Source organism: Aliifodinibius sp. S!AR15-10, from assembly GCF_031569985.1.
Taxonomy (GTDB): Bacteria; Bacteroidota; Rhodothermia; order Balneolales; family Balneolaceae; genus JAMQKA01.
The window spans coordinates 61,550-74,023 of the sequence record NZ_JAMQKA010000017.1; the positions used below are offsets into that span (position 1 = coordinate 61,550).

General features: G+C 47.0%; 11 protein-coding genes and 1 pseudogene. 7 read left to right on the plus strand and 5 right to left on the minus strand.

Translation table 11 applies throughout. The annotated features are described in order from the left end of the window. Positions 1 to 481 precede the first annotated feature (481 nt). Positions 482 to 2,974 (plus strand): glycoside hydrolase family 31 protein, encoded by a 2,493-nt coding sequence (locus NC796_RS12800; RefSeq protein WP_310684905.1) that lies wholly within the window; start codon positions 482 to 484, stop codon positions 2,972 to 2,974. Positions 2,975 to 3,655: 681 nt separating this feature from the next. On the opposite strand, the pseudogene NC796_RS12805 reads toward NC796_RS12800, so the two are convergent. Then, positions 3,656 to 4,725, minus strand: a pseudogene (locus NC796_RS12805) (IS110 family transposase). Positions 4,726 to 5,325: 600 nt separating this feature from the next. Here NC796_RS12805 and NC796_RS12810 point away from each other — a divergent pair. From NC796_RS12810 to NC796_RS12825, 4 genes are all read left to right on the plus strand, one after another. After that, the gene (locus NC796_RS12810) at positions 5,326 to 5,523 is read left to right on the plus strand and encodes a hypothetical protein (RefSeq protein ID WP_310684907.1); all 198 of its coding nucleotides are present in this window, start codon (positions 5,326 to 5,328) and stop codon (positions 5,521 to 5,523) included. 49 nt (positions 5,524 to 5,572) lie between these two features. Beyond that, complete coding sequence (locus NC796_RS12815) at positions 5,573 to 5,776, plus strand: hypothetical protein (RefSeq protein ID WP_310684908.1); 204 nt, start codon at positions 5,573 to 5,575, stop codon at positions 5,774 to 5,776. Between the two features lie 759 nt (positions 5,777 to 6,535). Continuing rightward, positions 6,536 to 6,769 carry an addiction module protein gene (locus tag NC796_RS12820; protein WP_310684909.1) on the plus strand — a complete coding sequence of 78 codons (234 nt, stop codon included), beginning with the start codon at positions 6,536 to 6,538 and terminating at the stop codon, positions 6,767 to 6,769. Then, the gene (locus tag NC796_RS12825) at positions 6,766 to 6,984 is read left to right on the plus strand and encodes a type II toxin-antitoxin system RelE/ParE family toxin (protein WP_310684911.1); all 219 of its coding nucleotides are present in this window, start codon (positions 6,766 to 6,768) and stop codon (positions 6,982 to 6,984) included. The genes NC796_RS12820 and NC796_RS12825 overlap by 4 nt, the downstream gene beginning before the upstream one ends. A 465-nt stretch (positions 6,985 to 7,449) precedes the next feature. Here the strand turns inward: NC796_RS12825 and NC796_RS12830 are convergent, their stop codons facing one another. Beyond that, positions 7,450 to 8,505: an IS110 family transposase gene (locus NC796_RS12830; protein ID WP_310684987.1), complete on the minus strand. Its 1,056-nt coding sequence runs from the start codon at positions 8,503 to 8,505 to the stop codon at positions 7,450 to 7,452. 79 nt (positions 8,506 to 8,584) lie between these two features. Further along, positions 8,585 to 8,752, minus strand: a complete 168-nt coding sequence (locus NC796_RS12835; protein ID WP_310684912.1) for a hypothetical protein — start codon at positions 8,750 to 8,752, stop codon at positions 8,585 to 8,587. Between the two features lie 294 nt (positions 8,753 to 9,046). Here NC796_RS12835 and NC796_RS12840 point away from each other — a divergent pair, with 294 nt between their 5' ends. Beyond that, positions 9,047 to 9,328 (plus strand): TonB family protein, encoded by a 282-nt coding sequence (locus NC796_RS12840; RefSeq protein ID WP_310684989.1) that lies wholly within the window; start codon positions 9,047 to 9,049, stop codon positions 9,326 to 9,328. A 57-nt stretch (positions 9,329 to 9,385) separates the two neighbouring features. Then, entirely contained in the window at positions 9,386 to 9,805 is a 420-nt protein-coding gene (locus NC796_RS12845; protein WP_310684913.1) for a hypothetical protein, read from the plus strand. Positions 9,806 to 9,869: 64 nt separating this feature from the next. Here NC796_RS12845 and NC796_RS12850 read toward each other — a convergent pair whose 3' ends face one another. Both NC796_RS12850 and NC796_RS12855 read right to left on the minus strand, forming a co-directional pair. Beyond that, the gene (locus tag NC796_RS12850) at positions 9,870 to 11,426 is read right to left on the minus strand and encodes an ABC transporter permease/substrate-binding protein (RefSeq protein WP_310684915.1); all 1,557 of its coding nucleotides are present in this window, start codon (positions 11,424 to 11,426) and stop codon (positions 9,870 to 9,872) included. Further along, entirely contained in the window at positions 11,419 to 12,420 is a 1,002-nt protein-coding gene (locus tag NC796_RS12855; RefSeq protein ID WP_310684916.1) for an ATP-binding cassette domain-containing protein, read from the minus strand. Before NC796_RS12855 ends, NC796_RS12850 begins: the two co-directional genes overlap by 8 nt. Positions 12,421 to 12,474: the final 54 nt, after the last annotated feature.

Consider the following 12,474-nt stretch of genomic DNA (forward strand, 5'->3'; position numbering starts at 1 on the left):
CGGGAAAAACCATTTAACTCGATCCGCTGAGATACGCGGATCTCAAACAACAATGGTTTCTTTACGCTCCGGCTCCGCTCTCTTTACCAGCGAAATTTACGTTAGGCCGGATGTTGGTGCTATGAATTGTTCATGTTGAATTAAGAATCCACCGAAAATAAAGGAGTCCCCCTTTGGGCAAAGTAAAGATGAAAATCTGGATGTGATATCCGAAGCATGCACTCCGTAGTTTTAACGAAGGAGTGGGGGCTTGGGGGATGACCAGTTTAAAACGTTATTAACTTAATTGTAGCACCTGGGAATAACCGGCGGAAAGATGGACCTTTTTGACCTTCGAGCTTTTTCTCAACTATTCAACGGTTAAACATCTCAACAATTCAACATCTTGACCTTCAAGACCGCTCCAAAGCAGATCGCACCTGAGTGCTATTCTTCCTATCTTCAAGGCTCACAATTCCCAAAATTTGAAGAATACCTCCCGATGGCAGAAGATAAGATTGAAGAACAACAGGTTTCCGAGGATGGCCGCTATCCCGACGTCGTTACACGGTTCAGGCCCGATAAACTGGCAACTGTAGAACAGCTTGAGCAAGCCGTGGTATTTACAACAAAAAACGGCATTGAGCTTGAAATTACTGTCGTCACTCCGGATATACTCCGGCTCAGCTATTCAACCGAAGGAGACATCGACGACGACTTTTCCTACGCTATTGACCCGCAATTTAAGCCGACGCCCACGGATTTTAGCGTAGAAAAAGAATCAAAGTATGTTGAGATAAGTACCTCAGCTTTGACCTGCCGGGTGTTGAAAAAAGGGCTCTTAGCCCAGTTTTATAATGCGAATGACGAACTGATCTGCCAAGATCATCATGGCTACTACAAACGCGAAAGCCTGATGAAGGGAATTTCCGAGGTATCTATTTCACAGAAGGCCCCAAAAAAGACGGGGTTCTACGGGCTGGGAGACAAGGCTGTTGAACAAAATCTGCGCGGCCGTTCCTACGAAAACTGGAATACCGATGCGTACGGTTATGAACGTGGGGACGACCCCCTCTATCGTTCGGTGCCTTTCTTTATGGCGCTGAATGGAGATCGGGCCTACGGCATCTTTTTGGATAATACTTATCGCACCACCTTCGATTTTGACCGCCGTAAGGACAATACCATGAGCTTTTCCGCAGAGGGCGGCCAGATGAACTACTACTTTATCAACGGGCCCAAGCTGATGGATGTGGCGCGGCGCTATGCCAAACTCACCGGTACGCCGGAACTGCCACCGATGTGGGGACTCGGGTATCACCAGTGTCGCTGGAGTTATTATCCTGATTCCAAGGTGAAAAAAATTGCCAAAAAATTTCGCGATCTGAAGATTCCATGCGACGCCATCTACATCGATATAGACTACATGGACGGGTATAAGGTTTTTACCTGGAACAAAGAGTATTTCCCCAACCCAAAGAAGATGATTACTGATCTCAAGAAGGATGGTTTTCATACAATCGTGATGATTGATCCCGGCGTTAGCGCCGCAGAAGACTATGATGTCTATGAGGATGGGTTGGCAAAAGATGTGTTTTGTAAACGCCCCGACGGTGACATGATGATCGGTCCGGTCTGGCCGCCCAAAACGGTGTTTCCCGATTTCACCAATCCCAGTGTACGCCAATGGTGGGGTACCCTCTACGAAGAGCTGCTGACAGAGCAGAACGTAGGGGGAATCTGGAACGACATGAACGAGCCGGCCGTGTTCGAAGTGCGACGCAAAACATTTCCTGACGATATTCGCCATCATTTTGACGGTCGTCCCTGCAGCCATCGGAAAGCCCATAACGTATACGGCATGCAGATGGCCCGTGCTTCCTACGAGGGCATTAAGTCCCAAAACCCGGATAAGCGGCCCTTCCTGTTGACTCGTGCCAACTTTGCGGGGGGACAGCGCTATGCCGCCCTGTGGACCGGCGACAACATAGCCAGCTGGGACCACCTGCGGTTGGCCAATGAACAGTGTATTCGCCTTAGTATTTCTGGCTACTCATTTTGCGGTACCGATATCGGTGGTTTTGTAGATCCGCCCAGTCCAAAACTTTATACCCGGTGGATGCAGCTGGGCATTTTTCACCCGTTGTTCCGTACCCACAGCATGGGGTATAACGTCGATGGTGCCGCAGCTGTGAAAGAGGAAGAGGTCGAGCAGCGTAAAGCCGAAGAGTCAGAGCTAAACCAGGAGCCATGGGCATTCGGGAAGAGGACAACCAATATAGCACGTAAAACTATTGAGCTCCGGTACCGTTTGTTGGCCTACCTTTATACAGCATTCTACCAGTATGTTACCAACGGGACGCCTATTCTCCGCCCGTTGGTCTTCCATGATCAGTCTGACAAAAATGTGTTGGATACCCAGGAGTTTATGTTTGGTGATCAGATCCTGGTCAGCCCAGTGCTTGAGAAGGGACAGAAGAGCAAAGACGTGTACCTTCCTGAGGGCGACTGGTATCATTTCTGGGATGATGAGCGACTTCAGGGTCAGGAGGAACATGAGGTAAAAGCCCCACTCAAGCAAATTCCATTTTTCATAAAGGCGGGTACGGTTCTGCCAATGCGTGAACTCATGCAGCACACCGGTGAAAAACAACCGGATACGCTTGAGCTGCTGGTTTATCATGGAGAGGAAAGGGAAGAAAGCCTGCTCTATGAAGACGCCGAGCAGGGATACGATTACCAAGATGGGAAATATCGCAAAACGAACTTTCACTTTGAGTCTAAAGACAATAAGATCAATGTAAAAGCAGAACGAGAGGGCTCCTACAAACCCGGCTACGATGAAGTGGAAGTGATCTTCATCGGCCTGCCTTTTGAACCGATGAAATGTGAGGTAGATGGGGAAGACGTGACCATTGAAACTGTAAAACGGAATAGGAAGCAAGCTTTTAAGGTGACGGTAGATCCCGGTTTTGAACTCATAACATTTCAGTAATAGTCTCAACCCAAGAGACTTCAGCCATTCCATAGCGCGGGAATTAATTCCCGTGCAAGTGATAGGGCGTTGTTTGAAGTTCTCTGTTCAGAATGAATTTTGCCCCAAGGTGACCCTCTCACCGATAGTGTTGGTGCAGGCTTCCTCTCCTAACTTACCGTTTCTCGACGCTAACCCGGGCCTGGTCACTTAGTGGGCCATTAGAACCTTAACGGCGCATGCCAACCCCTTTGGCGTGCGGCCCTATAGTATATTAGTATGGTCATAAGACAATCAATACCAAGGTATCAAGACAATTACCACCATGGTATTAAGACGATTATTACTATGGAGATCCTTAAAACAGCATTAGGGATACCGAACAAACAACTGACACCAGCCGCTCCCGCAAATCCAAGACGGCCATAGAACATATTGCGTGCCCTCCGGCCCGGATGATCACGCGCGGGGCTATGGCCCGGCCGGGCCATTCCAGTTAGGGGTCATCTCGGAGCAGGGGCAGCAGACGCCGATGGTTCCGGCACTCCACCTGCCAGGCATCGAGTATATCCCGGGGCCACTGCCGCCTCCAACCACGCGCGTTGAGTTTAGGATGCTCGTAGCCTAGTCAGCCGGACAATGATCCGAAAAACGGTCATATTAAGTGGGACTGAACCGAAGGCTGTTTCCTTAAGGACTCAGTTAGACGTCGGGATGGGCAGCGCCATGCATGGGAGATAGTCCTAAAAATTTGTACTCGTTAAATGGCTCCCCGCGTTTCAACATGTAGTAGACCGCTATTCCCTACCGCTTGGCGACAATGGTCAAGGCTTTCCCTTTCCCATGGCGGCTGATCAGCCGGTTGTAATACTTCTCGGCCAGCTTGTTGCCGCGCAGGTACAGCAGCGCTGCTTCGGAAAAGGCCCACCGCAGGTGGGCGTTGCCGATCCGCCCGCCGGCGGTCCCGTAGACTTTGCCATTGGAAGATTTTTGCCCCTTGACCAGCCGGGCGTAGGAGCAAAACTCTCCTCTGCTTGGAAATCGCCCGATATCATGGATCTCATAGAGCATCGTCAGCGAGAGAATCTCCCCGATCCCCGGGACCGATTGCAACAGGTGCAGGGTGGTTGGGTCGTGGCCTTTGGCCAGGGCCAGGATCTGGCGATCCAGGGCCTTGATCAGCGGATCGTAGTGGTCGATCAGGGCCAGATCCGCCTCCACAATTAGCCGGACCACCGGATCCGGAAAGTGTCCCACGATATCCTTATCCCGGCGGTGGTGCGGACGGGATAGCGTACCCAGCGGAGGCTGGTTGTACTGGCTGGCCAGGTTTTGAATGTGGCCTAGTAGCTCGGCCCGCTTGCGGACAAAGTGGTTGCGGCGCATCAAATCGCGAGTGGCTCTCATGGCGGGTGGATACACGTAGGCCACCGGGAAGTTCCCGCCCCGCAGCAGCCGGCCGATCTTCAGGGAACGGGTCCCCTCGTTTTTGGTCTTGACGCCGTGTTCATATACAATGCGTGACCTAACACAAATGCAATCTCTTCTTGTTCACACAGGTCCGCCAGCCAATACCAGCAGAAAATGCATTCTACTCCTACAACCAAGTCCTCGCGAAACGGGACAATGGCTTGGAGAAAACGTTCTGGATGGCAGGGCATATTTTTGTGATACACGACGGTTCCAGTCCCGTCCAGGATGCACCCTGCAGGGCTTCTTGCATGCAAATCGATTCCGCAGTAATATGGATGTTCGCGAATATAAAAGTTCATGGTCTTTCCTTCCCGAAAGGGTTCGGGACAGGCTCTTGGTTTGTTAGGGTTGTCCAGAACCGTAATCTACGATTCCGGGAGGAGGCCATGAACAATATCAAGCGTTTCAAGCTGACGTGGACTTGCTTTTACCACGCATATCTCTCAGATTTGTAATGAATAGTTAATAATTTATTTGGTAGGCTCCACGCAGCTTAAACGCGGAGCCGTTATGTAGCGCCTATGTCTCTCCAAACTTATTTCAAAAGGAGACCAACGTCTCGATGCTCTCATTCGCCGCAAAAGCACCGGCCCACGGAAGAGCTGGCTGTCCGGCTGGACATCTCCGAGCGATGGTTTCATAAGTTTTTAAGTGAGCTTAAAGAAAAAATTGACTGCCCTATTGCCTACGACCATTACAAACAAAGTTATGTGTATGAAGACAAAGGCAAAATATAATTTGGATGCCGGGAAACGCTTACCATTAAAGAAAAACGTCAGACAGCCGGAGATTTTTCTAAAGGTTTTGGCCCACTGTATTTATTAGTTCAGTAGCGTTTTTTTAATTGGTGATGAAGTCATTAACCAGAATAATCTTAATTAAATTAACGATGAATCATTATGAATGATTTAAATTTTTCTCGAATAGGTATAAAAGAACTCAAAAAAGAGCAGGCTAATAATATAAATGGTGGCAGTTGGTGGGCTAAATACGGAGGCTGGATTGGTGTAGCAGCAGGCGAAATCGTTGATGTGATAACCTCTGGTGGAGAAAACTTAAAGGTGGCATATCAAAACGGGCGTGAAGCTGCAGGATAGCTATTAACTTATTTATCAAAAATTGACTATAAAATTAAACAAACTCATTATGGAAAAATTAATCAACAATAATGGTGTTCAAGTAATTAATGATTGTGATTTAAAATCAATCAACGGTGGAGGGCCGATACTTGAAGGAATTGCATATGTAATTGGCTTTTTGGCAGAAGCCACAGAAGATTATAATGCAACTGTGGAGGAGTATTGTGGAGAAGGAAGTACCTTTAACGAAAGACATGGTGTCTGTATGTAATTAGAATTTATTCTTATAATTTTATAACCTTAAAGGAGGAAAAAAATATTATTTTTTTCCTCCTTTTTTTTAACATTAATAAAAATCATGAAGAAATCTGGGCTGGTTTTATTTATTGTATTGTATTTGATTTATGTAGTTTACTATTATTTTACCAGAGATAATTTTTCCGAAAAATTTATTCAAACAACAATAATATTTGGTATCATTGCAACAGGCATTTTTATATATCAAAAATTTTTTTGGAAAAAGAAGCACAAATAATTGATCCAAATTGCCAGTTATTCTTTTTGAGTTCCTGCCCTAACTGTGTAACCTCTTTTATGTGACGCTATATTATTTGCATGCATTCACCTAAAGTATGGCTTTATCTACCCGTTATTTGTCCTAACCTTGTGTTTAATCTCGCATAGAGTTTTTTGTATAATGATTCATCTTCATCAGAGAAAACCAAAAAGTATCAAAAACTACGCTGAATTACTTTACTCCTTTTTTCGAAATACTATGGTACATGGTTACCATGCTCAAGGAGTTTTCCTTTCATACAATAATATAGAGGATTGGAAATTAGATAAAGGATTCGTGAAATGAACCCAAATTGGTTTTGGGAGAAATTTTATCAGTTAGAAAGAACTGCTATATCGAAGAATTGATAGCCTAAACGGCTACTCGATCGTTATACCCACTACAATAATGGGCTTATTCTTCCAGTTCTCTATTGTTATACTTACATTTGAGTAAACTTAAACCTTTGTTACTATGATCACCGATTTCAAAGAGATTGAAAATTCTGCCCTAAATTTGAACAAGAAGGACAAAGCACGCTTAGCTGATAAATTGTTACAGAGTATCCATGGCAAAATTGATCCGGATATTGAGCAAGCTTGGATCCAGGAAATTCAAAAGAGAAAAGAATCACTCAAATCTGGTGAGGCTTCATTGCACTCTTCTTCAGAAGTTATAAGTGAAGCAAGAAAACGCATTCAAGAGTGACAATTAAATTTCATTCAGAGGCCAGAAAAGAATTTTTCAAAGCTGCTGATTATTACGAAGAACAAGTTGTTGGTCTTGGTGATATGTTTATTGACGAAGTAGAGAACGTGTTAGATGTGATTGAGCAGTATCCGTCATCTGGAACTAAGATTACGCCTACCGAACGAAGGTTTTTAGTTTCTCGATTTCCCCTGTGGAGTTATTTACTCAGTTGACAATGATCTCATCAAAATATTTGCCGTCATGAACTTAAGACAAAAGCCAGGGTATTGGGAATCTCGTGAATAAATCTCCGTGGGCCTAACCTATATATGGCCTCCAATGTCAACAGGCTATAGCAATTTCTGGCAAGAAAATTTCCCTCGCCTAACCCGATTCGATCCCCTTTCTGTGGAGTTGTACTACAAGCAGTATTCAACGATGGAGAGCATTCCGACACCTTAAAAAAGGACTTTGTCAAGAAGATATTCCTCCCCAGTACTATTTATCAGTTCAGCATTTCAAATTATCTATTATCTCAACCGAATCTGCTGGCAGCCGGCGTTGTTAATCTTCTTTGGATTTCCTACTGGTAACCAGACACCTTAACGGGCTTATTTTCCATCTTTGGATGGAAACTGTGAGGCGCTCGGATCCTCACGATCCCAGATATATAACCGGCGGGCCAGCCCATTTCCCAATCAGCGGTACGGAGTCAGCTCCTCCTCTCGGAAGGACGGGCTTATGGGCTGGGGCCAGTGAGGTCGAGTGGCCACCCGCGTGGGCTGGCCTTTAAATCCTTTATATGGTTCTTGCTTGGTTAGTACGTGCCAGACGCCTTTGGCCAGCTCTTTCCCCACCACCGTTCGGGCCACGTTCTTGCCGCTGCGGCATTTGATCTTATTATAAAATTTTTTAACGGTCCGATATTGCGAATAGGCACTGATTGCGGCTTGTCCGAAGACCAGCCGCAGATATTTATTCCCGTCCTTATTACCGGATTTATGCCGGTGGGATCCACCACTGTCTTTGCTACCGGGAACGAGCCTGCAATAACTGCAAAACTGCCGATCGGAAGGGAATCGGCAAATATCCCCCACTTCCGCCAGAATAGTCCATCCGCCGACCATCCCTATTCCTGGAATCGGCAGGATGAGCTCAAGGTCCCGGGTAAACGCTCCCTGGGCTTCAATTTCCTGTTCCATCTGTTGGGTATGGCGATGAAGCTGGAGGATCTGCTCCAACAACAGCTTAGCTTCCATGGCGGCAACCTGTGGCAGACGAGCCGCCAGCATCGATTGCAGCTGATCAGGATAGTACCAGCCCACCTCATCGATATGCACATTATATTTTTGCAGGCGTTCGCGCCGCTGGACCATCCGGAGCCCGCCCCGCGTTAGCTCCCGCAGATCCCGTTGGGCTACCATGACCTTATGCGCCTGGGGGATCAGCCCCACGCGGAGCAATTCGGCCAGAGTCTTCGCATCTACTTTATCGGTCTTCACTTTGGCGTAGCTGATGGCCTTCGTCATTTTGGCATGAGCAAGAGAAAGCGGAATCTCGTTGGCCTGACACCAATCGGCCAGCCAATACCACGAGCTCGTGGATTCAACCACCGCCTGGACCGGCTCTGGGAAGGAACCAAAAAATTCCAGGAGCGCTCGTTTATTGGCCGGAAGATGTTCGCGGCGGAGCAGTTCTCCATTGTCGTTTAACGCGGAATTAACCATATTACGGGCATGAAAATCGATTCCTATGTGACCCGTGCCGTCCTCCTTAAGTTAGATTAGCAGGTGTAAAACTCTAATTTAGGTGAGGACGTCCTTTTTGTAAATATCAGCAGTCGGAATGCACCAAACATATATAGAAGCTCAACGACCAGCGGTCGGTATATCCCGAATCGCCAGCCGGTCCCACCTTTTGCGGGACGGCCTCCCGAACGCTTTCGGGATGCGTACCCTGAACCCGGATGATCAGGCGCGGGGCTATGGCCCGTAAGGCCATTCCATTTAGGGTATTAAAGCGGACACATTTCACCTGATCTTACCAACTTTGGCTTTTTAACTCTCCATTCGTTAGTTATCAACACAACATTTATTCGGTGTCCCTTATACGCAAGGCAGCTAAATTTTAGCAGAAGATGTCTAAATATGTTCTCATAATATTACCTCTATTCCCAACAATAACGACTGCACAATATGATTCAACTTATTGTGCCCAAAAATTTGAAAATTGGGATTTCCTTGATCAACTTATTTTTCAATAATATATGGAGGTATTAACGAAGTATATAAGAATATAACCTATCCAGATTCAGCTGCGAATGCGGGGATTGAAGGAAAAGTAAATGTTTGGTTTTTAGTTACAGAAATGGGAAAACCAGAATGTTTTAAAGTTCTAAATACCTCTGATCCAAGTTTAAGTAAGTCAGTAATAGATGCCCTTCACGAAGTAAACTATATTCCTGCTAATTCGGATGGTGAGCTTATTGAAAGACCGCTGAGCATTTCATTTATTTTTAGAAATCCAGATAAAAGTAGTGGTAATGAGCGCTTCAAACCGTCGTTATACCCACTTTAACTGAAAAACACATCAATGGAGTCAATTACTATTCGTTTGGATAACAGGACGCGCTATATGAAACTAATTTCACTCATAATTATTTTTCTGGGTGCATTAGTGATCGGATTACATGCTTATGATTATGTGAACAGCGACTTATCGGACCATTGGTTTTCCAGCGTTATTATAGCCATTTTCGCAATTATTGCTGGATTTTTTATTCGAAAAGGCTATTCCCTTAATCCACAACCTGAACTTTCAATTGATACAGAAGGGATTAAACTTCAGAAAACCTCAATGTGGGATAAATCAGTAAAATGGACGGCTTTAAAAGCGGTATCACTAGACAAAAACAATATACACATCCAGTACCATGAAACTGGTGCTCATGACAAAATTCAACTGCCGGTTTACACCGAGTCACAGTGCAGCCAGATTGAACAGCAACTAAAAGAAGCTGCTTCAGAATTTGATTTAGAGTTTAGGAAAAAATAGTCTATCAAAGGTTTCCCTAATCCAACCCTATAGGGCCTCCAAAGGCAACGGGTAATAGCCAACCTCACTCCTCCAAATACTCTACCAAGTCACTAATTGTCTCTATCCCCAGCCGATCCGCGTGTTCGCGGCGCATCATCAGGGCGTAGGTATTTTCAAACCCAAATGGTTGCAGCCATCGCAGGTTAAACCGCTCTTGGCTTTGCTCCTTCACATACTGGTAAACGGCCTCCGGGCTGTTACCCAGGCTATTCGTCACAGACGGGGAGGCATCTAGCAGCACATGCAGACCGGTGCCGGTATATTCTGGATAAAGATCAATCTCCGCATTGGTCAGGGCATCGAACACAATTTTGGTGCCGGCAAGTCCCAGCCGGGTGCCGACTGTCAAATCCGTTTGACTTTCGATGTGCAACGCCAGCATATGTCCCAGTATGAAGTGCTCGGTAAAGTTTTTGCCGCCAACCAGGATATCGGGTTCCCCTTCCCGTTTTTCACCAATGTCAAAGCCTTCCTGCATAAGAAAATCGCGAGCCACCTCCTGTGGTGACCGATGCTGCTGGTCCACCTGGTTATTCAGTTGAATCATCTCCCGGGTAGCGATTTTTCCCTCCATCAAGTCGAGCACTCTCTCCAGTTCAGGATTCTGTTCCAGCACCTGATTGCTGACCAGCGCTGCACAGTCATACGGGGGAAAGTAGTTCTTATCATCTTTTAAGACTTTCAGATCGTAGGCTTCAATTCGCCCATCCGTAGAATAACCGCCGATCACATCCACCTTGCCATTGCGGAGGGCACGGTACATCAGGGCCGCCTCCATCTCAACCGTGGGGAGGTCAAAACCGTAATGTTCCTTTAATCCCCGGTAGCCGTCCGGGCGTTCAATGAATTCCGGCGGCATCCCGGCCTGGAAGGGATCCTCCTGCATAAGCGTATTGAGCGACCACGGAATGGCAAGAACCAGCATAAAGGCCGCGCCATAGAGTAGGGGCTTGATGAGGTTGCGAATGTTCCGCTCGATAAGTCCCAGGATGTAATCAAAAATCAGTGCCAGGGCCGCTGCCGGAAAAGCACCTGCCAGGATCATATCCATATTGTTGAGGGCGATGCCGCGGAAAATATACTCCCCGAGTCCACCGGCCCCGATCAGGGCACAGAGTGTAGCCACGCCGACATTGATTACTGTGGCCGTTCGTATGCCTGCAAAGATCACCGGCACGGCCAGCGGGAGCTCCACTTTCCTAAGCACCTGTCCATCGGTCATACCCATTCCCCGGGCGGCCTCGAGGACCGCAGGATCCACCTCGTCGATACCTGCGTAGGTGTTGCGTACGATCGGGAGGAGGGCGTACAGGAAGAGCGCCACAATCGCCGGTGTGGCCCCAATGCCCAGCAGCGGAAGCAGAAATCCGAGCAGGGCGATACTGGGTATGGTCTGAATCACGCCAACTGCCCCGAGTACCGTGCCGGCAATTTTACGATTTCGGGTCAGGTATAACGACAACGGAATTCCAATAGCGAGAGCGATGGCCAGTGCCACCAGCGTCAGGCCGATATGTTCCCCGGTCTGTTCAACGATTTCATTCCGGTTTTCCAGGATAAAATTCCACAGGTTAAGCATCGCCAGCCCTCCTGACTTTATTGCGGACCCGGTAGAAAAGAGACAAGATCTCCTCTGCTTTGAGTCGGCCTATGGTACCATGCTTATCTTGAATGTCTATATAGACATCGGGTTCCTCACTGGTAATATCACTTTGGTTAAGGAGGTGAGCAACTGAGTCAGAAGCGTCAATAGTAAGTAATGGACGGGTAAAATCTTCAGTATCGGGCCTTGGTTCCGGAACGAGTTCGAGAAGGTCACCCATCGTGATGAGTTGCATCTCCAGCTCCAAACGATCTGCGTCAAAAAATTGGGATACAAACTTGTTTTCCGGGTTAAACAATAGCTCGGCAGGGGTACCCACTTGCTGCAAAATTCCGCCATCCATCAGGCCAATACGGTCGCATAGTTCAACAGCTTCTCTAATATCATGTGTAACCAACACTATGGTTTTATTGATCTGCGCCAGCAGCTTGTTAAACTCCCCGCGGACCTCTCCCTTGGTGATCGGGTCAAGAGCTCCAAAAGGTTCATCCATAAGGATTACCGACGGATCAGCGGCCAGGGCTCGGGCAAACCCTACGCGCTGCTTTTGCCCACCGCTAAGAGCATCAGGGTAGCGATCGGAGAATTCGGATGGATCTAAACCGACCAGGTTTAGCAGATCCTCACATCGGCTGTTAAGTGTTGGTGAATCCCAATTCAAGAGCTTTGGGACAATAGAAATATTTTCTCGAATGGTGTAATGGGGAAACAGTCCGACATCCTGGATGACATAGCCGATATCGCGACGCAGCAGTTCGGGAGGTTTGGTTTTGATATTCTCTCCACCTACAAAGATCTGTCCAGAACTGGGATTAACTAAACGGTTAATCATTTTAAGTGTGGTCGTTTTACCGCATCCACTCGTGCCGATAAGACCAAAAATTTCGCCCTTTTCAACGGTAAAGGAGAGGTTGTCAACCGCCTTGGTGGATCCCGAATAAATTTTGGTTACCTCTTCCAGTACTATCATTAAATGATCAGTTAGTTCAACAGGTCTTCTCGAGAGAACTTTTTCACTGATTTT